The following is a 23,312-nucleotide window of genomic DNA, read 5'->3' as shown; positions in this document are numbered from 1 at the left end:
ACGCCTAGGAAACTCAGCAGGCGACGGCGTTTGACTGGATTCTGGCGGTCGCATTTTCCAGCATGAGGTGAAGGCCCGCATCAGAGACGAAGCGCTGGCAGTCCGGCTTGTCACTACGGACGAGCAGGTAGCCAAGGTTCTGCCGGTTCGGGATGTAGGCCTTGCCTTCGAGAATGACGTGGTCGTTCTCAGTCAGAAACACGTGGACGTGGCGTGGTCGTGCTGCGTTCAAAAAGTAAGACATGGTAGTGGTCCTTTCGTTCAACCAAGAAGTCCGGTGGCGCCGCCGGCCGGTGCGTGGCCCAGCCAGGAAAGTTCGTTGATCCGTTCTCCCGTCGAGGAAAACAGCACTCCGGCGTCGATGAGACGCCAGATCGCCGCGCGGCGGCGAGCGATGTAAGGGGTATGCATGAGCAGGGTTCCGAAGCGGATCCAGCCAGGCTGATGGCGGACGATTTCAAGAAGCTCGTCGACGTCCGGCTGGTGGTGGTACTCGCGCGACCAGAGCACCATGTTCGCGTTTTCCAAAGCCTCGATGTTGCCGTAGGTCTCGGTGACGAGCCTGATGCTGTCGACGATCCGTGAAGCCGGGTTAGCCTTGATGCGCTCGATGAGATCTTCGGTCTCGTCGCGTTCCTTCTCATGTTTGACGACTAGCGCTTCGTTCGAGCCGTCCTCGTACTCGACGTAGAAGTCGGCGGTATGGTCGTGCATGTCTCCCTCGGTCCCCTCGTACGGAAAGATGGGGTATTGCGAGTGAAGCGCCGCGATGTCGTTGCGCGCCTGGGTACGTAGCGACACCCGTTGTTCGAGCTCGCTCTCGTGGGAGACGATGACGTTTTTGTAGATCGTCCAGCCGCGTGCGGTACTCGCGTTCTTCACTGGGGGAAGGCGCGTCGCCAGTCCGTGCGTCGGTTCGTACGAACGGCGCGGGCCTACCTGATGAGGCGGGGGGATGCGGACAGTTCTGCGAAGCTCCCGATCCTGCATCCCCGAGATGCGCTCCTCGCGAGGGCGCCGGGTGTCCAGAAACGCGAGGCCTGCACGTTTGCGAGCGATGCGTTGGGCGAGTTTCTGCGATGCGATGACTGACATGCACTTCTCCTTCTGGGAAACGGGGATTTTGGCGCGCAGGCGTCCCTCGGCGGCAGTGGCCTGCCGCCGATGTTGTCAATGGGAACTGCTGGGGGAGTCCTAGGTGTGCTCAGGCCACAGCGATGTCATGAGATGCTTCATGACAATGCGCCTCAGCATCGCCTCTCTTCTGGCGTGGTTCATACGAGCGCGCTCCTTAGCTACGCGCCGGTAGAACGTACGGTCGCTCAGGAAGTCCTCGATCCTGAGGCCCTGGAACGCGACCTCGGCCTTCAGGTGCAGCCAGACCAGTCGCGTGGTCGGACGTAGCATTGATGTCAGGCACTCCGACACCTTCTCCGCGACCATGCGCTCGACCTCTCGCTTGCGTTCGTCGGGCGTCGTCAGCGCTAGGCGCAGGTCTCGGACTAGCCCTTCGCTGCGAAGCGGACTTTCGCCCGGCAGGCACAGGGACTTGGCAACGCCGTGGTAGGGCCACTGCATTGATTTGGCCATCATTGTTCTCCTCAGAAAGCTGTGCAAAATGGGCGATTGATGATCGCTCATGGTGTTCGTTTCGCTGCGGCGCGGTTTCTCGCGGGTCGTCCGGTGCGGGACCTGCTCTTTCGACGCGCCCGCTCCTTCGCAACATGGCGATAGAATGTTCTCTCGCTGATCGGTTTCAGGCCGAGTTCGTGGAAGGCGCCGATCAACATCATCCAGACCTCTCGAGTGGTCGGATGAGGTTTCGACGAGAAGCGGAATGCAACTGCCTCCGCGACACAGCGTCTGGCAGCCTGACGGGCGTCGGCACGCGAGCTCGAAGATGTGGGTATTTCCCTTGTCATGCGCGCTCTTTCCTGACGAACGAAATAGGGGGACGTCGGCGTCGAACGCCTCCCGCATGCGGATGCGCAAGTGACGTCCGAAGTTCTTGCAGGGAGTGCTCGCGTTCCTGTTCGAAGGCTTCATCGATACCTCTTAAAATGCGTTCACTTATCAGGCGGCGCGGAAGCGCGCCGCCTGTATCGCCGTCGTCCGCTCAGTCTTCGGTGGCGCGGATGCTGCAGAGATATGCATCGCGGCCCTTGGTCTCGCGGAGGAAATCATCGTCGGGATCGGCGAGGCCGAGAGCTTCGTCCAACTCAGTGATGCGGTAGTTGCGAAAAGCGAAGTCGATCAGGTCGCGCATGGAAATCTCCTCTAGGTGCGGACGGGATTGAGTGGGCGGAGTGCTGTCCTGTTGCATTCGGTGCGACGCCTTGCGACATGGCCTTGTCCGAAAAATTTGCGCGCAGGTTCTCGATCTGCAGCAGGACAGAACTCCGTTGGGATTGAAGGGAAGCGTATTCTTGGTCGCGCTAGGCGGCCTGGGGGCCGTCTATCCGCGTCGTGCGGGCAATGTTTCTGGCTGCGATCGTCGCGACGACCTCGGCCACGACGGTCCTCGAAACGAGCTTGGCGTGGTTGTAATGGGCTGCGCGAATGCTGTCGTCCGACCAGTAGTCGAGAGTGAAATCGATGAACTCCGCGAGCGTCGGGACGCGCTGAGGACGCCCGCTCATCCTGGCGATGCCAGCAACGATGCCGACGATCTCCACGTGATGTGCTTCCACGCTGCGGCATTCCGAAACGCCGGGTCCGGGGATCGCGGTGAGCATGAGAAGGGCGGTCCCGTCGCAATAGCCGCCGAAGCGGCGCTCCAACCGGGCGACGATCACGGGAGGGAGACCGGTGCTTGCTACGCGGAAAATCATGTCGTACTCCTAACTGGCTGCTGCCTTTTTTCCACGCGCTCATCATAACCCGCAAACGTCCGCAGGTGGTGAGAATACGGCTCTTTCGGCATCCTCAGAAGAGGTCCGGTACCGATCCCGTGGCGCCTCCGCCATAGGCCAAAATGCTTTTGGAGACGCTCGGAATCTAGTTCTCGTTGCGTTCCGTTTTAATGAATGGTGGGGTAGATGACGGCCAGCGGCCAGTCTAGCGCGCTATATGGCTCGTATGCCTATCGCCCCATCGGGGCTTCCTATTCGCGCATATCGCATTGGGCAGAGATCCCTGTTAGCGAAGAATTCGTGCGTATTCCGACGCCGATTGCGCTCGGCGTCAATTAAAGTTTTAACGATTCGCTAATCTTGGTTAACGCAGCGATGATGGTTCTGGAATCCTTCAGGCACAACAACCTCGGGAATTCCGACCGCGGCGACGAGGCTTTGTCGGCACTTCTCTCCCATCGAAGGGGAATTAGTCGGGACGCACGGAGGAAGCCCGCTCATCCTGGCGATGACGGCGACCATCCCTGACGATCTTCAGGAGATGTGCCTCCACGTCGTGGCAGTTGATTTCCGCACCGCCAGGTCCGGGGATCGCGGTTAACATGAGAACCAGGTCCCGTCGCAATCCATCGAGCCGGCGAGCATGGCCGGATCGGGTTTGCTCCTTGCAGCCTTCGCGCCGACGCTTCTCCAACATCACGAAGGAGACGTGGCATGGTTACGTTCTACAATGTCGAGTATTCGCCGAAAGGCATGGAGCAGGCCAGCGCCTACTACGACGAAAGAGTCGCCGAGATAGAACGGGGCCTGGCGCCCGTCCTGAACGAGATGGAGTTGTCAGTTCGGATAGTTGCGTACAGCGCGTGGGACCGCTTTGTGTTCTATCGTGACGACGCGGCCGCCTCGCTGTCGGTTGTTGAACTCTGGTTCCCCAGCATGGGTTTTTCGGGTTTGAAGCAAGCGTCGTGGGCGGACTGTGGCGTATACGCGCGGGATCCAGGCGTCCGCCCTGTCGGAAGCAACGGCTGGGTCTATTACCAACCTAGTGAGAGCGAAGAGCCATTTAAACCCAAGACGATGGAGCGCGCCATCGAGCTCCTCACAAACTTGTTGAGGACGGAGCCACTTTATCCGACCGCGCGGAACGTGCCGGGGGTAACCAACCGGGCGGATCTGGAAGGCTTTTGGTTCCTTCTGGAAAGAGATCTCGCCAGTCGATATGGAATCACGGAGTACGAGCTGCGGCGTGAGGCGGACTCCACCGAAATCGTCTCCTTTATCTGCGACGACAGCATCGTGGAAATTGTCCTTCCTCTAAGTCATGATCTTGCACGTGTTCTCGTCGATGGTGACGTGGTGGGGGAAGCTGACCAGGAAGACCCGCAGTGGCTGATGGATGTGATCCACGAAGAAATGCCGACTTCCGGACGCGGGCTAGTCAAGCTTTGATCACTTCGCTTCAACCTCAAAAGAGCGCATCGAGTTCTGCGTCTCGGGGATCCGGCTCCGCCGCAAACGTGTTGCGCCACTCTTCGCGCAGGGCAGCGGACTGATCGGACGCGCGCTTTCTTAATCCTTTCGGGGGCGCCCAGTCCACCGGTACCTTCATCGTCCAGCTCGGATTCTCGACGCCCTGTTTCGTAAAGGGCGTACGTCCGTGGCGAATGACGATCTTCTTCATTTTGGGCTCCGGCGGCAAGTACAAGGAGCGCGTCATCGCCGCCTTCAAATCGAACTGCTGTCCGGTGATGGCGGAGTAGATCGCCAGCCCGACGTACTTCGCCAGCCGAGGAGGGACCGTCACCTCCAACAACCTGAAATCCCAGGTACCAGTTGCTTGGTGGACAACGATCCATTCGCCGGGAAAACCTTGTAGGCGCTTCATCATGTCGGCGGTGAGCCGCATCCGATACGTGCCGGCGGAAAATCGAGCGGGGACGCGTGGTGCCGATCCATATTTGGGATCGATCCTGAGATCGTTCCAGTCGTCGGAGTCCGCGCTGGAAGGTTTTTGCCATCCAGCGATGGCCGGGACAAGCTCGCCAGCATTGTTCTGCATCCAAGTCGTTGCCCAATCCTGGAGTGCTGCATCTCCGGCGTGAGCCTCTAGCACAAGGTCGCCAATCGCTTCGACGACGTCCACCAAGACCGGTTCGATCATCGGTGACAGTCTGAAGCTCGCCATCGTCCCGTCGCGCATTCCGATAAGCACTAGCCTAGGACGCTTCTGCGGAATTCCAATGCGCGAGACATCGACGCTGTGCCAACGCGTTTCGTAACCTTCCGCCGCAAAGAGATCGTCTATCTCGGCTTTGAACGGTCGGTTGGCTGGGCTGGCGATGGTTGGGTCCACCTCAAAGAAGAAGGCGGCTGGCTTGATTGATCGAACGGCGGCTAGCGCATGCCCGAAATTGTCGCACTCGGTATCGTCGGAATTACGCGGTGTCAGCGAAAAGTGCTTGAGGGAAGTTCCGCTTGTAACGAGGCTGATGCCCAGGTCTCTATATTTCGCGAACTCCGTGGGAACGGATTCGTGTCCGACCTGATCGGTGACACGCCAAGTATTGTTCTCGGTCAGCAATGCTCGTGCATGCGCCCGTGCTTCGTACTGGATCACTGGAAGGAATCCTGCAGTCTCCAGCCCAAGCGAGGCGCCGCCGGAGCCGGCAGCAATGTCGATCATCTTCAAGGACTCATCGGGTATCGAAGGAAGCGACGGCGTGCGCCTATTGGTGCCCAGCGGAGTCGAACGGTTCTTGCGACCGGCAAGGAATTCGACGCAGTTTCGCAGCCGCGCAAAGCTGTGCCCGTCGTGCTCGATCTCGAAGGGTGTGAAGGACTCCGCCTCGATGTCTTTCAGTGCATGCCAGCTCAAGGCGAGGGATGCCGTAAAATCGTTCTCGACGGCGATGTCTAGGATTTCTTCGCGGGGCGCATGGTCTGCTCCGAAGAGCAGCTCGAAATCCTGTCGCAAGGTCGTCGCCTTCGACGCCATCGCGGCTCTGTCCTTGAAGTACTCTTCGGTTTCGATGTAGTCGACATCGAACAATTCATCCGGTTCGTCCGGAGTTTCCCATACGTAGTAGTAGATGTGGTGGTCGCAAAACTCCTCCATAAGCTTGAGGAGTTCCCTCGCGTGCTGTTCCAAATTGTCCTTGAAACGATCAGCCGCAGACTGGATACCCAGTCGTCTGGCGGTTGTTGCGAGAGTAGCTTCCGCAAGTACTTTCGGACGATTGCGATCTCTGAAGATCTCGACGCGTCGGACGTTGACGGCCTCGCCGCTTTCGAGTGTCACGAGAACCTCGGCGCGGGTGAGATCGTCACAAACGAGAAGCGAATAAAGGACTTCGCGGGATAGCCGATGTTTTGTGATCTCGTGCGTGTGGTCACCCAATCGCTCTTGAAACACAAGGTAGAAACACGCTTCGTCGAAACTGAAACCAACCTCCTCGCATAGCCAATGCGCGAGATGGAGATCAGTGACACCTTCGCTGGCCTTTCTCAAGGATTCGACTGCGTCGGCGATTTCAACGAAACCCTTCGATTGTTTTCGGCGGAGTCTCAGAAGGGTCTCGCGCGCGGAAGCTCCGGCGCCGGGCGGAATTTCGGTGGGCGAGTGGCCATTCATGTCGCATCCCTTTTGACCGATCGTGTGGAACGTCGCCGGTCCGTAGGAGATAGCAGGACGAAATTTCTGTCTTGCAAAGGGATTCGATAAAACGCAAGCGGGAGAATTAAGAGATTTGAACATGCGGTAGGTAGGAGCGCCGACGCCGTTCGCGGCCGGAGACGATGGTGAAAAGTCGGCAAAATTTACCACAGGACGGCACGACGGAGCGAAGCAGGCTTGTCATCGAGAGTCGACAGAGACGGTGCATTTGGGATGAGCGCGCTGTCGTCTGGCGGCCAACGGTGTGCTTAGGCGCTCGCGACTTGCTCTCGGTACCACGAAGCATATGGCGTCGTCTTTGCCATGCCTATTCAGATTCGGCTGCGTGTCAACATAACGTGCGTTTTTTGCTGAACACGGGACACGATGTCGAAGCTCCTGACGTGGTTGCAGAGCGCAACTCCGTTAGTTTCATGCCCCGTGATATTCACGGCCATCCCAGCTTTGCGAGCAAATTGACCGCCTGTCGTGCTGCCGGCCAATCGCAGTTTCAACATATCATCGCGTGGCGCGACGGAAAAGTGTGGTCCAATCATCGTCGTTGGCACGGCCGGAATGCATCCACTCGCCCCCCGGAGAGATCGGCCAGCAGTCGAACTGCGGATCATAGACTCCCGGAAGAGGAAAGAACCGGTCGATGTAGACGAAGTCTCGCTTATTGAAGGTTGCTATCGGGATCTGGTGCGTGATCGACAGCGCGGCAAGGATGACGTCGCCTCCTAGCTGCACCCGCAACGGCTTCACCGTCTCCCCGTGCTTGTTTTTCCGCTCCTTCGTCACGAAGAAGTGCTGGAGCGCCGGGGTCGCGGCCATCCGTCCAAGGAGACGCGCAGCCTGCGCATTCATTTCGGGGTAGGGATCGCATTCGGCGACGAACGTTTCGAACCAGCCAAGTAGTTCGAGCGCCCTCTTCGGATTGTCCCGCTGCGCAATCCTGATGCCGTACTCCGTCTCGTAGATGGCGACCCAGGGGACGGCGAGAAATCCGGCGGGCAAGGATTCCAGCCAGTCCCACAACCACTCGGGAGCGTCGGGCAGGTAGGCGACCGAGATGATGTTCGTGTCGATCAGAAGCTTCGCCACGGACCTGTCACTTTCCTGTGTGAACCATGATAAAACGGAAGTAGGTTGGCGTCGGTTAGCTTACAAAGAGTTACTTTCTGTAGCGGGTGAATGTTTGATGGATTCAAGCTCGATCTGGACGGCTGAAGATGCGGCGGGGAATTTCGTGCGCGTGCTCAAGCAGGCTAGAGATGTCGGTCCGCAGGAGATCCATGACGATACCGGTGTCTATGTGCTGACAGCCGTGGCCGATCGCAAGGACGGCGACGTGGCCAAGTCGCTCCTGAGACTGCGCCCGAAAGGCTAGATTTCGGCGCCCGGTCGGAAAGGATTCATTAACCATGTGCGAAGTCTGTCTCCATCGCAGGTTGATCGATCGTTCCGAATGTTCGTCGCGGGAGCGTGTTGATGCGACTCACCGCGGCGTCTATCGTCGCCGTGTCGCGGGCGTGCCGCGACACGGGCGCAATGTCTCTCCGCGGCGCCTGATGAATGCTATCCCTGCAGACGGTCGGTATAATGGATTGGCATAGAAGCGAAGATTTCGCCCCTCTCATGCTTGTGATGAGCGCGGCAGTAAAAATGCCTGGATGCCATCCAGGGCAATCTAATTCTGTCTCTTGGATTACCCACAATGCGGCCCCAATCTATGAAGACACCGTTGGCGAGACACAACGGGTAATACGGTTGCGTTGACAATGAAGGACTCATGTCCTTGTGGCATTTCCTCCATAGTGCCGCATTATCGCTTCGTGATAGCTCGGGCCAGTGCCTTCGCCTCTCTGCTCGCACTATAGAAGTAGCTCACCAGCCCTGGCGTCATTCCCGCAAACCAGAATCCGGCTATTCCACTGTCGGCACCGTTCTTGCCGATTAGAGGATTTCCTCGTTCATCGAGAACATCGAGGTCCGACAACATCTTCTTTAGGCCCGATGAGTATCCCGTTGCTGTAATCAAGTAGTCTGGCTCGGCCATTCCGCCATCGGCGAACAGCACCTTTCCGCCGGCAATGCGCACGACCTCGCCGACAATTTCCGTCCGACCATCCTTTAACGATTGGATCGCTCCGTCATCAACGGGAATGGCAACGTGCTCACGACGGAGCCTTGTCGCCGCACCAACGGCAGGCTCTGGCAGACCGAGCTTCCGTATGTCGCCGAATGCGAGCCGCTCCGTGATCTTGATAGCGAGATCGGAAGCCGAAGAAGGCAGCAGGTCCATCAACGGCGAGAGCCGATGAACTGCAATTCCCTTGAGCCGCTTGGGAAGGATGGCCGAACCTGAGCGCACCGACAGCCATATCTGGGCGGTTGGAACGCGGCAAAGGTGATTGACGACGTCGAACCCCGAGTTTCCGCCTCCGACTACGAGGACGCGCTTGCCACGATATTGTTTTGCATCGCCAAAAGCTGCGGCGTGCAAGCGTATCCCACTGAAAGTCTCACTGCCTTGAATGGCTGGCTCGACAGGCTCTCTATCTCTCCCAGTGGCAACGATAACGTTCGCCGCCTTGATAATGTCTCCGCTCACACTGATTTCGAAATTTCCATCAGACTGCCGTATCGAAGTGACATACGCGCCGTAGTTTATTCTAAACGCGTGATGGCGGGCAAAATCGTCAAGATGACGTACCACGTCATCCCGCTTCGGGAAGGCGGGCGTCATCGGAGGAAATTTCAATCCAGGCAAATGCGAGACGCTGCGATGTGTGTTCAATGTGAGTTGAGGGTGGCGAGCACGCCAAGAACTTCCCAAGGCTTCGCCGCGATCCAATAGCAACGCGTTAACCCCCCGCTGCTTCAGGTGATACGCCACCGCAAGACCTGCCAGGCCCGCACCGACGATGACTGCCCGCTCGATCTGCGACAATGATTCCATGTGGCGACCATGGGCAAAGTCGGGTGTCCTGGCAACACCTACCCGAAGGCTATACAAAAGAGCGGGCTAATATTCGCTTTCCGTTAGATAACGAATCGAAAATATGAGCATGTAGTTGCTCAACCTGCCGGGGATAGACGTGCCGAACATCCGACGACTCTTCGACGAGATTATGGATCGTCGCCTGACAGCCATCCCGAACACCAGTGTTTCTGCTGATAAGAGGCTGGAACTGTGCCGCAAGCATGGAGATTTCGCGGTCGCCTACTCTACTGCCGTCCAGCGTGATCTCAAGCATTTCGGGGACGAGCAGGGCTATCTCGCGTATGCCACGAAGATGGGGCATACCTTCGTTCTTGGCGACCCCGTTGCGTGCAAACAGGATCGTGAGCGATATATCAGAGACTTCGTTTCCGCCGCTGCGAACCCATGTTTTGTGCAGATCGGCAGGGAAACGGCAACCGTCCTGGCGGAGCTCGGATACCGGGTGAACCATATGGGTGTCGATACCCATCTTTCGTTTGATACCCATAGTTTTGCTGGAAAGAAGAATGAAACGGTCCGTTATTCGGAGCGCTGGTTGATCAAACAGGGTTATGCGATCATCGAATGCGACGGGACCAGAACGCAGGCGGATCAGATCAAAGCGGTCTCGGACAACTGGCGTGCAGGACGGATAGTCAGCCGGCGGGAGATGCGCTTCCTGAACCGACCCTTCTTCCCGGAACTGTCGCCTCATATGCGCCGCTTCGTCATATTGGACCCGAAGGGCGCTCCCATTGCCCTCCTCGATTTCGATCCAATCTTTGAAGGTGGTGTCGTAAAGGGCTACACAGCGGCGTTCAAACGCAAGCTGGCGGGGACAACGCCTCATGCGGAGGTCGGTCTCACCAAGTTCGCCGCAGACCGCTTTCGAGAGGAGGGTCACGCACGCGTGACGCTAGGCTTGTCGCCACTTGCCGCCATTGCTGAAAGCGGATTTTCAGAGAGCCGCTTCTGGCGGGCGCTTTTCGAACGAGCGTTCCGCTCCGACAGGGTCAATACGCATATCTTTAATCTTCGGGGCCAAGCGGCTTTCAAGCGGCGGTTTCACGGGGAGGAGGTGCCAACTTACATCGCCTTCAAGAGGAGGACTCCGATGGAGATGGTCGCCCTGCTTCGCCTTCTAAAGACGCTCTGAAGTCCGCTCGGCGTTTCTATCACGGGCAGTTAGCCAAGTGCGACCACGGGTGGGATTGCTCTTTAACACCGATTCCAAGGAAGAAGTTCGTTGCGAGTGGGACTGTCGCGATGCTTGGCGATGATGCCTTTCAACCCATTGGAACGGGCGTTCGCCAATAATTCGTCGCCATCACCCTGGACTGCCTCGGAGAGCTGGATCGCGCGTCGACAAGGTTCCGTCCCTCGGGATGTGTAGCCAACTCGGTCTTCGACGCAGTCATGGCGTCGGCCTCCGGTCGAGCTTCTTCAGGGCGTCGACGATATTCCGATAGCGGACTGCGGCGGGAAGCTGCGGAATGGACTCGACGGCGTATCGGTCGGACGCCCAGGAGGCGAGGATGGACCGCTTCTCGCGCGCGTCGAGCAAGTCGCATCTGAGGATGTCTTCAGGATGTGCGAGGTGACCATGGAGGATGTGGGTCGCGGACATCACGTCGTCCAGCGGGTCGTGCGTAAACTCTCTTTCGTTTGGGGCCATTGTTCGATCTCCAGAAACCTATCGGCCGTGAAAATCATCAGGAGCAGCATTCGCGGGCAGCCCTCCGGAATGATCTGTTATCGCGATTTTTCGGTTTCAAGAGAGCGTCAACAAAATTTTGGCGCTCTCGACCGCGAAGTGCCACAAGCCTCTTGAAGCTGTCGAAAAGACAATCTTCCTCGACATGGCGAGGGCTCTCGACAGAAGCGATGGTCGAACGCAATCGGAAGTTCGCGCAGTTCTCGAAAAGCATGGGGGAAGGCAATCTGCGTCAACGTTCGCGAGCTTGCGCGCGACGAGGCCAACACTGCCGCGCGCGTGGTCCAGCCAGTTCGAGACCCATTATCCGCCCGCGGTCCACCGGGGCCGCGGGAGCCGCCACCTTACCGGCTCGATGCGCTTGATCGTAACCGTCCATCTGTGTGGCGACTTGTGAAAGTCGCGTCTCGCGATAGCGCTACGACTGCCGTTTCCAAGGGTAAAGCGTTGCAAATTAATCCCTGGAACTTCTAACTTTTCGGCGTGTTTCCGTTCCACTCAACTGGAGAAACACCAATGAAGAAAATCGTCATCCTCTCTGCCGGCCTGCTTCTCGCTGCCTCCGGCGCATTCGCCCAGAGTGAAAAGCCGACGACGTCGCAGACGACCCCGGCGGTCAACACCGAGCCCAATCCCGCTGCCCCGGTCGCGGGCAAGAACAGCTTCACGGAAGCGCAGGCGAAGTCCCGCATTGAAGAGGCCGGCTACGCGGACGTGGCGGGACTGAAGCTCGACGATCAGGGCATCTGGCGCGCGACCGCGTCGAAGGACGGCAAGCCAGCGAATGTCTCCCTGGACTTCCAAGGCAACGTAACGCTCGGCAAGTAAAAACAAACAACGGAGGAAATCTCAATGAGAACGATCACAGGACTTTACGATAGCTACGACGACGCGAAGGCAGCCGTGAAGGCGCTGGAAGATGCTGGCGTATCCTCGGATGACATCAGCATCGTCACCAATAAGGCGAACAGCGTTGACGTCGAAGGGCAGGGAACCCGTGCCGCTGAAGGTGCCGGGACTGGCGCTAGTGTCGGTGCCCTGGCCGGTGGGGCTGGCGGCCTTCTGACGGGTCTTGGCATGTTGGCGATCCCAGGCGTCGGCCCGGTCGTGGCGGCAGGCTGGCTTGTTGCCACGGCGGCCGGTGCAGTCGCAGGCGCGGTTGCCGGCGGCGCAGTCGGTGGCATCGTCGGTGCCATGGTGGAATCCGGCGTACCGGAAGAAGACGCCAACTTCTATGCTGAAGGCATCCGACGCGGTGGTTCGGTCGTAACCGCTCGGGTCGACGAAAGCCGGGTTGCTTCGGCCGAAGCAATCCTCAACAGTTCGCCGCGTGTCGACGTCGCAGCACGGCGGGCGAGCTACGCCGAGCAGGGCTGGACGCGTTTCGACGAAACGGCCGACCCGTATACGGAGGCGCAGATTGCCGCGGAACGCGACCGGTATCGCCTGAACCGTCTTTAAGTCGCTTCGGACTCAGTTATCGGAAAGCCTCGCATAGCTGCGGGGCTTTTTGCTGACTTCTGCTGGGACCTTTTGAGACCTTTGGCGTTGTCCTCTCAAAATCGAGAGGAGAGCAAGATGTCATCGAAAGCCACCGCCGCAAAGCAGCGCGAGATCCAGCAACAGGTCGACAATGCCGACGAGAAGGCGAAGTCGAAGCCGAAGCCGTCCGGCGCTATGCAGGCAGGCGCGCGCCGCTATCCCGAACCGCCTTTTCCTGAGGTTCACCAGGCCAAGCCCGGCTCCGAAGCGGACCTTCCGCTCGCGCCCATGTACGACGCGCCTTTCTACAAGGGCTCGGAAAAGCTGAAGGACAAGGTCGCCATCATAACGGGCGGAGATTCGGGCATCGGCCGTTCGGTGGCGATCCTGTTCGCACGAGAAGGCGCCGACGTCGCGATCGTTCATCTCGACGAGGATCGGGATGCCGCGGATACCAAGGCGGCCGTCGAGAAGGAAGGCCGCAAGTGCCTTGTTTTAAAAGGCGATGTCAAGGATGCGAAGTTCTGCCGGAATGCCGTCGCAAAGACAGTCAGGCACTTCTCCCGGCTCGACATCCTCGTCAACAATGCCGCCTTTCAGGTTCACTCCGCCGAAATCGAAGACCTGACCGAAGAACATTTCGACGAGACGTTGAAGACCAACCTCTATGGCTATTTCTACATGGCGAAAGCTGCGATCCCGCATTTGACGAACGGCTCGGTGATCATCAACACCGGGTCGGTCACGGGCTTGGAAGGCTCCAAGGAGCTGCTCGACTATTCAATGACGAAAGGCGGCATTCATGCCTTCACCAAGGCGTTGTCCAGCCAGCTCGTGCCGAAGGGCATCCGCGTCAATGCCGTCGCGCCAGGACCGGTCTGGACGCCTCTCAATCCTTCTGACAAGCAGGCCGAGGACGTCGCGAAGTTCGGCAGCCAGACGCCGATGAAGAGGGCAGCCCAGCCCGAGGAAATTGCTCCGGCCTACGTGTTCCTCGCGTCACCCCAGATGTCGAGCTACATCACTGGCGAAATCCTGCCGATCGTCGGCGGCTACTGAGGCTGGCGCGATGGCGAGGTTCTATCGCCATGCGCTCCGGGACGAAACCAAGGAGACGGCCAAAATCCAAGCTCAGGTGGCGATTGAGAGCCATGGCCATTAGCCTTGTAGTCTTGGCATTTCCGCCGCCTAGAAGGAAACTTGGGGGAGCTCTGAAGGAAGCCATGGCCGGTCAGCTCATTCCCACGATGAGCTTCCGGATCCCCGCCATAGGGTTCTGCGACTGCAGCAGTGGGGTAAGCGTCGCCTTAGCGTCTCACACCAGGAACGCCTGCGTCTTCAGATGCTCGCTCCTGCAGTCGATGGAAGAGTGGGCCTCAGGTGGTCAGCTCTCTCCGCAGATCGCTCGGCACCTCTACGTCGAAATCCGGCACGAGGGACGGCGGCCATGTCAGTTGACGCGCGCTCTCTTCGGGCTGATGAATCGCGCTGGGATTCATGAGGGTCTCGTAGTTGAAGATCGTTCCCTTCAGAGCGGACCGCACGGCGAGTCCAATCGCCATCCCGATCGGCGGAGGTACCGCGTTCCCGATCTGACGTGCTGCCGAATCCTTGCCTCCGATAAACGACCAGTAGTCAGGAAATGCCTGCAGCCGGGCGCGCATCCTCAGAGTCAACGATGGAAGGAAGTCCGGTCCGGATTTGTCGGCTTGTTCCTGGGTCGGAGCCGCGTCACCTACGTTACGGATATCGATTCCCTTCTTCGCCCAGCGGCCCATCTCCTTGTCCCGCGCGCCGCCCTTGCGTCCGACCACCGTGGATGCCAGGGCACCGCGGAGTTCGACCCCGTTTCGCTTGACGATCTGAGTCCGAAGTGCCTCCGCCCATGCCGCGGCGCCCGTCCAGCCGTTCTCACTCATGAGGTCTTCCAAGGCGTCGCCCAGGTTGGTTCGCCACGCCGGGAATTTGGGCGGAGCACGAAACGCGCCCATCGCCGTGTTCTTCATGCCGACAATCAGAATACGGGTGCGCTCCTGAGGGACGCCGTAATCTTCTGCCTGCATCCGGATGATCTGAACTGCGTAGCCGGACTTGCGGAGCTTCTTCAGAAAGGAACCAAGATGGTCGGCGTGCCGCGCGTTCAAAAGGCCAGCTACGTTTTCGAAGGCAAAAGCTGCGGGCCTGATCTCGTCCACGGCCCGCGCACCTTCCGGCAGCAAGTCGCGGGGGTCGTCCTTACCGCGGCCCAGCCCTTCGATCGAGTAGGGCTGACATGGAAGACCTCCGACAAGCAAGTCGACACCGGCCGCCCGGTACTGTTTGAAATCGACCTCGCGCATGTCCGCTTCCACGACCGGCCAGAACGGCCGGTTCTTGCGAAGGGTTGCGGCGGCGTCCTTGTCGAATTCGATGAGCGCGAGTGGATGATAGCCGGCCCTTTCAAGGCCGATAGCCATGCCCCCAGCGCCGGCGCAAAGTTCAATCACCGTCAGATGCGGTCTTGGGAGCGTGGAAACAGGCTTTGGGGAAGTGGACCCGTCGACCTCCAGAGGCGGCTTCGCGCTCGTGACGCTTTGCAGGCAGTCGACGAGAGTTGTATGCACGCGACGGAATTCCGTGGTGTTGTCGAGTGCATAGCCGTGCGCACCGCCCAATTCGCCGGCAGCGACCTTGGTCAGGGCGAGATAGGCCAGGGCGACGTCGCGCGCATCGGTTCCGTTCGGAAGGGCCAGCGCATCCTCAACCGTTGCCGGCTGCGCCCCCCAGACTTCATTAAAACGCGGAAGAACATCGGTCGCCATTGATCGCGCGCTCGCCATATAATCCCTGCGGACATCGGCGGCAAGCTTCGACTGGAGGAGATCGACAGTTGTCATGATTTCGCCGACCTGCTTGTCGATCAGCTTCAAGGATTCTGACATGCGGCGCTTGGCGGCGGCCTTCGTGTGGCGCAGCCCGATCTTCGACTGCAGTTCGGTGAACGAGAGCTTTTGACGCTTGGATTCGGCGCGGATCGCCGCGACGTCTTTCGTTCCGATCGAAGCTCCAGCTTCCATCCGCGACAAGGCCTCGATGCGCGTCTCTTCATCGGTGCGGGCGAGCGAACGAAGGAGTGCAAAACCGACGCGCTTTTCACGGAGTAGGTCTCCGTGGCCCTTGAGGCAGATGGAGGCCTTGACGAATGCGGACGCGTCCGTCAGGTCGAGTTCGCATGCCGCGTGGAGAAACTGGACCGTCTCCTTCGAATTCAGATGCTCTCCAACCGCCTCTACCTGGGCCGTAATTTTCATCAGGCGATCCGCAATCTGCTCCTGAAGTTGCCGAATCTTGTCTCGCGCCTGCGCGACCGCTTCATGTTTCAAAAGTTCTTCCGCCGACCGCGACCGCTTCATCGCATGCTTCCCATATTAGGCTGCGCAGCAAATTCTGCGTCAGTTGTCGCAATACGGGACAGATATTGAAGCTCGAAAAAGAGATTTCATAAAATGCGGTGCATCACTCAAATGGACGCCGATAGCGCAACCTACCGGCAGCGGGTAGGGCGGGCCGTGCGGCCTTCGGGGGTCAGCGTGTCGCCACGATGAAGATACGGAGGAATGGAAGCAGTATCGTCCCGTCGCCTTCAGCCGGGTAGTGCTGGCGGAGACGCTCCCTGTACTCCCGCAGAAATTCGGAGTGCTCGCTGGCAGGGACTTCAGGTAGGGCAGTCCGGTGCTCTGGCACCGTCCATTGGTGAAAGCTGGGAAGAGGCAGTCGCGTTTATAGACGGGAATTGTTCAATGGTTCCATCGCGAAGACCCTGCCGCTTCGAACCGGTCGATGCCTTGAATGAGTCGCAGACTTTTCCGGTGAAGCGTTCTATGGCGCCGTGCCGCCGAAGTCTCTTATCCGCGGGCACTTGTGGTCGAATGTCCTATCGATCGTGCTCGGCATCGAGTTCATTCAGTCCCGAGGACGGCTTAACAATCTTTATTCGTGCTGCGTCGCGGACTATCGTGACCGAAGACCAAGGAGGTGTTCATGACCGTCGACGTGGATGACGCAATGGCGCAAGCAACGGGTGACGTCCCGCTTCAAGGGCAGTGCACCTGTCCTCGGCTCCGTTGTTGGAGGGCTGGGCGCCAGCCGAGGGTCACACCTGGATGCACGGATGGTTCTTCGACCACCCGGAGATCGAGGACGGCACGCATGGCCATACGGCTCCCATCCTAGAAATGGATCGCAGCACGCCGCCACGCTGGGTCTTGACAGAGAGTCGCGTGTATCGCCTCGGACGCTTTTACCCTCCGGCGGAACGCGAGGTTCGGTACTGGGCTCAGAAGCACCCCGGCCAACCTCTCGCTCGCGGCAGCGCCCCCGGTGGAAGCGACGACATCGACGCCATGTTGGCGTTTCTGCGTTCAACCGGCCGTATTCGCGGATCCAAGATCGATCGCCTGGAGCACGCCTACCGAACGGAGCGAAGCCGCCTATCTTCTCGCGGGTCGGCTTCGCAATGAAATCAGTCAAGGCAGATCCTTCAGGATAAGCAGACGATTTCCAGGCGTGAAGGATAGGATCTTGTCTTGTTCGAGGGCATTCAGGACGGCCATAATTTCGTCCTGACGGAACCCGGCAACGTGCATTGGTGCAGTTAGGTCGGACAGGTTGATCGACACCTCAGGCGCTGCCTTGAGGGCGCGGAGGCGCGCGATGACGGCGGTCTCGGTTTCTGCAAATCTACCCATGCGGCCTATTAACGCTATTATGGTTGGCGTGTCCCGATCGAAATGCCAGGCGCTCGCTATACCGGGTGCAGCGGGAGGCATCCCTGGGCTCGGCCGCCGCCGTCCCGCGCGGCGTGCTTCTTCGCGTCGCTGGCGAGCCAGCTCTAGGTTCGCAAAGTCCACATAAAGTCTGCCACCTTATGGTTTATCGGCAACTTCCCGCACACGCGCTGCTGGACCTACTTCCTCTTTTATTGCATCTAAAGGTTAGTAAGGGAGCAGGAAACATGGATGACATTGCAGGCGTCGCGCCCGATCAGAGCGAAACCTCGGTTTTTCAAAGCAACCTGTCGGTCGAGGCGAAGATCGAAAGGGCCAGAACTGAACTTCTTGATCTCTCCGCGCGGAATCGGCTCCTGAACGTCCCCCGCTTCTCGAAGAGCGCCAAGACCATCGATGTAGTCGAGGAGAAGTCGTCCGAGGTCTTCAGGATACTTGTCTCCGAAGCGAAGACTATGACGTTCCTGGCGGGAGCGAAGGGGCGCGACAACAAAGATGGCGACGATGCGGAGGAGCTGATCGAGCTTGCCCTGCCAGACGATGACGATCGGGATTCGCAAGGCCGTCTTGTCCGTCATGGCGATACCAAGCTTCAGACTCGGATGACGCCGAACGCGCTGCAGAAGCGTCTGCTGGACCTCTACTTTGACGCCCGGACGCTCGAGGAGGAGCAGGGGGTCAACATCCTTTTCCTGGGACTTGGCACTCTGAAATGGATCGACCCGAACAACACCGAAAACATTAGATACGCGCCGCTTATCCTCGTTCCCGTCTCGTTGGAGCGCGGTAGCGCCGCCGAGCGCTTTCGCCTCCGCGCGCGTCAAGAAGATTTCGCATCGAATCTTTCACTGGAAGCTTTCCTTGACCGCATCCACAAGATTTCGATGCCGGCCTTCGAAGCGACCGACGAGTTCTTGTTCGACGATTACGCTGCCAAGATCGCCGAGGCCGTTTCCATGAAGCCGAACTGGTCGGTGCAGCCCGACGACATCGTCCTCGGATTCTTCAGCTTCGCGAAGTTCCTGATGTACCGGGACCTGGATCCGGCACTGTGGCCGAAGGATTCGAAGTTTACCGACCGACCGCTTGTGACAGGACTCGTCTCAAACGGTTTCGAGCAGACCGATGAGATGCTGGCGGAAGAGGCCAACATCGACGCTCATATCTCGCCTGCGGAAATGACCCATATCGTCGACGCCGACAGTTCCCAGACGGCCGCGATCCACGAAGTCCGACGCGGCCGCGATCTCGTCATTCAGGGGCCGCCTGGAACAGGCAAGTCGCAGACGATCGCGAACATCATCGCTTCCGCCGTCGCCGACGGGAAGACGGTCCTCTTCGTAGCCGAGAAGATGGCCGCTCTGGAGGTCGTCAAAAGACGCCTCGATCAGGCCGGCGTCGGCGACGCCTGTCTCGAATTGCACAGCAACAAGGCGAACAAGCGGGGGCTTCTAGCCGAGTTGCAACACACCTGGGAGCTGGGCGCGCCGAAGGGGGAGTCCGGAAGTTCGGTCACGCAGCGTCTTACCGACGCCCGTGACCAGTTAAATGCACATCCGGTGAGAATCCATCGCATCTATGAACCATATTCGCTCTCACCGTTCCAGGTGATGGGCCACCTCGCGCGATTGCGCCGACAAGGCATGACGCCGTCCGACATCGAACTGCCTGCAGCCGCTCAATGGACTCCTGAAGCTCGGGATCGGGCGAAGTCCATCCTCGTGGAACTGGCTGAACGCATCAGGGATATCGGCCTTCCCAGAGGCCATCCCTGGTACGGCGTCGGTCTGACCGGCATCACGCCCCTGGACCTTGAGAGACTTACGACACGACTTACGTCAACACATGCGGAGCTGGTCGAACTACGCTCAAGTAAGGATTCGATCGCAGGCGTTCTCGAATGCGTACCTCCAGCATCGCTAGACGCCTTCTCGGAGGTGGCGGCGATCGCCGATCGCGTAGCGTCCTGCCCGCCGGCGATCGCTCCAACAGCGCTGGCCGACGAAATCTGGTCAACGGAGCTGGAACGGGTCCGCGGCCTCGTCGCCGGCGGCGCCGAATTCTCCAGGCAGGCTTCCGAAGTGGCGAAGGTGCTGACGCCGGCCGCGTGGGACTTCGAGCCTGAATCCGTTTCGCTTCAATTCGGCCGGCTCCCGGCGACGTTCCCCCAGAGCGGCTTCGAGACAATTGGTAAACTCGCACAGGTTCTACCTCGATTCCTGTCCGCGGCGAACGCTCTGCGTACGCTGCTTGCAGTCGAAGCGCTGCCAACGCTGGGGTCGATCGACCGCCTGATCGTCATCGGTCAGAGGGTCGCGGAGGCCCCCGATGCCAGCCCGGACGCCTTCGTAGCTGCCATATGGGAGCGCGGACTGGACCAGGCGTCCGATCTTGCCGAAGCAGTTTCGGAATTCAGACGCGTCCGTAGCGAACTCGACGGCAAGATTTCGGATCAGGCCTGGGAAACCGATCTTTCGCAGGTCCGCACGGCGGTCGCCGTACATGGGAAACGGTTCTTCAGATTCCTGAGTGGGGATTGGCGGAAGGCGAAGGCGCTGCTGAAGACGGTGATGCCCGCGGAATACTCACCGGACGAGACAGTCAGGCTCCTCGATCTCCTTCAGAAGGGAAAGACGGCGAGGGCGGTGGTCAAGGATGGCGATGCCCTCGGTCGCTCCGCATTCGGCGCCGACTGGCGCGGAGAGAAGTCAGATCCTAAACCTCTCGAGAACCTGGTCCTGTGGATGCGGAGCCTTCGCGGCGTCGGAACGGAAGCGAGACTGATTGCGGGCAGGCTGTCGGACAAGAGCGCCGTCGGAGCAAGAGGCGAACAGGTCAGAGTTCTCTACGAGGAAACGAGAAGGCTGATGTCGGATCTTTGGTCAGACCTTGGCGACGTCGCCTCGAACATGTTTTCGGATGCAGCGGGACCGGAGAGCGTCCCTCTGCCTCAAGCCACGCAGTTCGCTCGCGAAATTTCCGACGCCGACGCGGCCTTCCTGCCGCTGGCTCTCAACGTTCCAATTGCGAATGCAGAGCGTCTCGCAGTCCTCAAGTTGCTGACATTCGCCCGTGTTCTGAAATCGAAGATCGAAAGTCTCGATTCCATGGGCCGGTCAGCTTTCGGCGCTTTGTGGAATGGTCCCGGTTCGGACTGGGGCGAACTGTCCAACATAGCCGAGTGGATCTCTGGCAATGCCGATATCCGCATGCTGGCATCACGTGTCTCCGACCGGCCCGCCATCGCCGCACGTGCCCGCGAAGCGTTGGCGAAGTCCGAAGTTCTGATCCATGATCTCGAAGCCTTGATCGCATTTCTCAAGGCGGATCCCTCCGTCGTGTTTGGAAACGCCCAGCTCCCCGCAGCCCAGCTCGACGTCGTCGGTCGAAAGCTGACGAAGTGGATCGAAACCGAGGAGCAGTTGTCGAAGTGGGCAGCTTTCCGCGGTCGCGCGGAAGACGCGAACGGCGCCGGGGTCGGCCTGGTCGTCGAAAGACTCGAAGATGGTCGTGTTCAGCCTGAAGCTGTCGTGTCCTATGTCGAAATGGCGATCTACGAGGCCATCCTTCGACACCAGCAGGGAAAAGATCCGGAACTCGCCCGGTTCGATGGAGAGGTTCATGGACGGCTGGTCAACGAGTTCGCGGCGTTGGATCGAAGCCGCATGGCCCTGTCTCGCCTCGACGTCGTCCGGGCGCATCACAGGCGAATCCCACAGATTAGCGGTCTCGGACCGGTCGGAATCCTTAGAGGTGAAATGGCACGGCGTCGCGGGCATATGCCGATCCGGCAGCTTATGCAGCGTGCCTCGCCAGCGATCCAGGCGTTGAAGCCTGTCTTCATGATGAGTCCTCTCTCGATCGCACAGTTCCTGCCGCCGGGCGTGCTCGAATTCGACCTTCTCGTCATGGACGAAGCCAGCCAGATTCAGCCGGTCGACGCACTAGGAGCGGTAGCCCGCGCAAAGCAGGTTGTGGTCGTTGGTGACGAACGGCAATTGCCGCCGACGCGGTTCTTCTCGAAGATGACGTCAAGCTCCGGGGACGAGGACGACGATGGCCAGGATGGCGCGCAGGTTTCAGACATCGAAAGCATCCTCGGATTGTTTTCGGCTCGAGGACTGCCGGAAAAGATGTTGCGCTGGCACTACCGCAGCCGGCATCAGTCCTTGATTGCCGTCTCCAACAGCCAGTTCTACGACAGCAAGCTGTATATCGTTCCCAGTCCCTACACCGCGGAAGCAGGGATGGGTCTCAGGTTCCACCACGTGCCCGGCGGCGTCTTCGAGGATGGTATCAACAGGGTCGAGGCGAAGGTGGTCGCGGGGGCTATTATCCAGCATGCGCTTCATTCGCCGGAGTTGTCTCTGGGCGTAGCCGCGTTTTCGATAAAGCAGCGCCGGGAGATCCAAGACCAGTTGGAACTTCTGCGGCGGCTCAATCCGCAGACGGAGGAGTTCTTCCATTCCCATCCAAGCGAGCCGTTCTTCATCAAGAACCTCGAAAACGTCCAGGGCGACGAACGCGACGTCATCCTGATTTCGGTCGCCTATGCGAAGAACGCCCAAGGATTCATGGGCATGCGTTTCGGGCCTCTGGGGTCAGAAGGCGGCGAGCGTCGCCTCAACGTGCTGATCAGCCGCGCCAAGAGACGATGCGACGTCTACGCATCGATCACGGACGAGGACATCGACCTCGAGCGAGGCAAAGGGAAGGGCGTCTTTGCGTTCAAACTCTTCTTGCACTACGCCCGCACGGGGCGCCTATCGATGACGCAGCGCACCGATCGCTCCATGGACAGCGTGTTCGAAGAACAGGTCATGGCAGCCCTTCAGGAGAGAGGCTACCAGGTTCATCCGCAGGTCGGCATCGCCGGATTCTTCATCGATCTTGCCGTTGCCGACGAGCAGGTTCCCGGCAAGTACATCCTCGGCATCGAATGCGACGGCGCTGCCTACCATGACTCGCGGTCGGCGAGAGACCGGGATCGTCTTCGCCAGGCGGTTCTCGAGGATCACGGATGGACCATTTATCGGATCTGGAGCGCCGACTGGTTCCAGCGCCCCAAGGCCGAGCTCGAGCGCCTCGTCACGGCCATCGAACGCGCGAAGGCGGACGCCGCATCCGTTGCCGTGAGCAACCGTGCGAAATGGGCAGTCCCCGTCGAAGTCGTAACGATCGAGCGCGCCGACGTCACGGAGATTGGCCTTCAGCAGGCCTCGTTCGAAAGCTCGACCCCAATGTACGAGGAGGCGACGCTTTCGCCACAGCGAAAGACGGAACTCCATGAGGCGCCAATCAGCATCCTGTCGGAACTGGTGAAGAATACCGTCGAAGTCGAGGGCCCCGTTCATATGGACGAGGTGATCACACGTGTTCGAAGCGCATGGGGTCTGCAGCAGGCGGGTAATAGGATCAGAAGTCATGTCGGGCATGCGATCGACGTTACGGTTGGTAGGGCCCACGTTTATCGCTCGGGCGAGTTCCTGTTATGGCCGGGGGCGGAAATTCGCCTACGTGATCGCAGCCTCGTATCGTCGTCTGGCCTCCGTCGGATCGAAATGATCCCGCCTATGGAGATCGATCAAGGTCTAGTCTCGGTGGTCGGGACAGGCCTGGGTGCGACCGAGGACGAAGCGGTCAACGCGATCGCGCGCGGTTTGGGATTCAAGTCCACAAGCAGCCAGTTGCGTGAGTTGATCGTTTCCAGAATCGAGGTTTTGAAGGCGTCGGCCAAACTGCGCATCCGCGATGGAATGCTAGCCGGCGGCGAGGCGGTTCTGGGGTGAGAAGGGCGGGAGGAGGTGAGCCGACATGCAGTGTGCGTCGATGCTTGCGAGCGTTATGGATCCTTCTTGCG

Annotated in this window: 17 protein-coding genes; 7 read left to right on the top strand and 10 right to left on the bottom strand. The window is 59.4% G+C overall.

Annotated features, from left to right (window positions below; genetic code table 11):
* Positions 1-13: 13 nt before the first annotated feature.
* The 5 genes from HJB82_RS23765 to HJB82_RS23745 form a co-directional block, all read right to left on the bottom strand.
* Positions 14-244 carry a hypothetical protein gene (locus HJB82_RS23765; RefSeq protein ID WP_221141722.1) on the bottom strand — a complete coding sequence of 77 codons (231 nt, stop codon included), beginning with the start codon at positions 242-244 and terminating at the stop codon, positions 14-16.
* Between the two features lie 17 nt (positions 245-261).
* Entirely contained in the window at positions 262-1,095 is an 834-nt protein-coding gene (locus HJB82_RS23760) for a hypothetical protein (protein ID WP_221141720.1), read from the bottom strand.
* Between the two features lie 99 nt (positions 1,096-1,194).
* Positions 1,195-2,046, bottom strand: a complete 852-nt coding sequence (locus HJB82_RS23755; protein ID WP_221141718.1) for a hypothetical protein — start codon at positions 2,044-2,046, stop codon at positions 1,195-1,197.
* Between the two features lie 70 nt (positions 2,047-2,116).
* Positions 2,117-2,266: a hypothetical protein gene (locus HJB82_RS23750; RefSeq protein ID WP_221141716.1), complete on the bottom strand. Its 150-nt coding sequence runs from the start codon at positions 2,264-2,266 to the stop codon at positions 2,117-2,119.
* Positions 2,267-2,435: 169 nt separating this feature from the next.
* Complete coding sequence (locus HJB82_RS23745; RefSeq protein WP_221141713.1) at positions 2,436-2,831, bottom strand: hypothetical protein; 396 nt, start codon at positions 2,829-2,831, stop codon at positions 2,436-2,438.
* A gap of 735 nt (positions 2,832-3,566) precedes the next feature.
* Here HJB82_RS23745 and HJB82_RS23740 point away from each other — a divergent pair.
* Positions 3,567-4,301, top strand: a complete 735-nt coding sequence (locus tag HJB82_RS23740) for a hypothetical protein (RefSeq protein WP_221141711.1) — start codon at positions 3,567-3,569, stop codon at positions 4,299-4,301.
* A 16-nt stretch (positions 4,302-4,317) separates the two neighbouring features.
* Here the strand turns inward: HJB82_RS23740 and HJB82_RS23735 are convergent, their stop codons facing one another.
* Both HJB82_RS23735 and HJB82_RS23730 read right to left on the bottom strand, forming a co-directional pair.
* Complete coding sequence (locus HJB82_RS23735; protein ID WP_221141709.1) at positions 4,318-6,483, bottom strand: DNA cytosine methyltransferase; 2,166 nt, start codon at positions 6,481-6,483, stop codon at positions 4,318-4,320.
* Positions 6,484-7,023: 540 nt separating this feature from the next.
* Positions 7,024-7,608: a type II toxin-antitoxin system VapC family toxin gene (locus HJB82_RS23730; RefSeq protein WP_221141707.1), complete on the bottom strand. Its 585-nt coding sequence runs from the start codon at positions 7,606-7,608 to the stop codon at positions 7,024-7,026.
* A gap of 97 nt (positions 7,609-7,705) precedes the next feature.
* Between HJB82_RS23730 and HJB82_RS23725 the strand changes: the two genes are divergently transcribed.
* The gene (locus HJB82_RS23725) at positions 7,706-7,894 is read left to right on the top strand and encodes a hypothetical protein (RefSeq protein WP_221141705.1); all 189 of its coding nucleotides are present in this window, start codon (positions 7,706-7,708) and stop codon (positions 7,892-7,894) included.
* A gap of 435 nt (positions 7,895-8,329) precedes the next feature.
* Here HJB82_RS23725 and HJB82_RS23720 read toward each other — a convergent pair whose 3' ends face one another.
* Entirely contained in the window at positions 8,330-9,466 is a 1,137-nt protein-coding gene (locus tag HJB82_RS23720) for an NAD(P)/FAD-dependent oxidoreductase (protein ID WP_221141703.1), read from the bottom strand.
* A gap of 139 nt (positions 9,467-9,605) precedes the next feature.
* On the opposite strand from HJB82_RS23720, the gene HJB82_RS23715 reads away from it, so the two are divergent.
* Positions 9,606-10,646: a phosphatidylglycerol lysyltransferase domain-containing protein gene (locus HJB82_RS23715; RefSeq protein ID WP_221117978.1), complete on the top strand. Its 1,041-nt coding sequence runs from the start codon at positions 9,606-9,608 to the stop codon at positions 10,644-10,646.
* Between the two features lie 258 nt (positions 10,647-10,904).
* Here the strand turns inward: HJB82_RS23715 and HJB82_RS23710 are convergent, their stop codons facing one another.
* On the bottom strand, positions 10,905-11,165 hold the full coding sequence (locus HJB82_RS23710; RefSeq protein ID WP_221141701.1) for a hypothetical protein: 261 nt from the start codon (positions 11,163-11,165) through the stop codon (positions 10,905-10,907).
* A gap of 555 nt (positions 11,166-11,720) precedes the next feature.
* Here HJB82_RS23710 and HJB82_RS23705 point away from each other — a divergent pair.
* The 3 genes from HJB82_RS23705 (at position 11,721) to HJB82_RS23695 (ending at position 13,745) form a co-directional block, all read left to right on the top strand.
* Positions 11,721-12,032 carry a PepSY domain-containing protein gene (locus HJB82_RS23705; RefSeq protein WP_221141699.1) on the top strand — a complete coding sequence of 104 codons (312 nt, stop codon included), beginning with the start codon at positions 11,721-11,723 and terminating at the stop codon, positions 12,030-12,032.
* A 24-nt stretch (positions 12,033-12,056) separates the two neighbouring features.
* The gene (locus HJB82_RS23700) at positions 12,057-12,665 is read left to right on the top strand and encodes a general stress protein (RefSeq protein WP_221141697.1); all 609 of its coding nucleotides are present in this window, start codon (positions 12,057-12,059) and stop codon (positions 12,663-12,665) included.
* 117 nt (positions 12,666-12,782) lie between these two features.
* Complete coding sequence (locus HJB82_RS23695) at positions 12,783-13,745, top strand: SDR family oxidoreductase (RefSeq protein ID WP_221141695.1); 963 nt, start codon at positions 12,783-12,785, stop codon at positions 13,743-13,745.
* A gap of 317 nt (positions 13,746-14,062) precedes the next feature.
* Here the strand turns inward: HJB82_RS23695 and dcm are convergent, their stop codons facing one another.
* Positions 14,063-16,078 carry a DNA cytosine methyltransferase gene (gene dcm, locus HJB82_RS23690; protein WP_259669534.1) on the bottom strand — a complete coding sequence of 672 codons (2,016 nt, stop codon included), beginning with the start codon at positions 16,076-16,078 and terminating at the stop codon, positions 14,063-14,065.
* Between the two features lie 1,601 nt (positions 16,079-17,679).
* On the opposite strand from dcm, the gene HJB82_RS23685 reads away from it, so the two are divergent.
* Positions 17,680-23,241 (top strand): DUF3320 domain-containing protein, encoded by a 5,562-nt coding sequence (locus tag HJB82_RS23685; RefSeq protein ID WP_221141740.1) that lies wholly within the window; start codon positions 17,680-17,682, stop codon positions 23,239-23,241.
* The last annotated feature ends 71 nt before the right edge of the window (positions 23,242-23,312 follow it).

The sequence above is a fragment of the Rhizobium sp. NZLR10 genome (assembly GCF_019685125.1).
In the GTDB taxonomy this organism is placed as follows: Bacteria; Pseudomonadota; Alphaproteobacteria; order Rhizobiales; family Rhizobiaceae; genus Rhizobium.
Note: the sequence above shows the minus strand (reverse complement) of the source record. Positions and strands in the feature narration are given on the sequence as shown.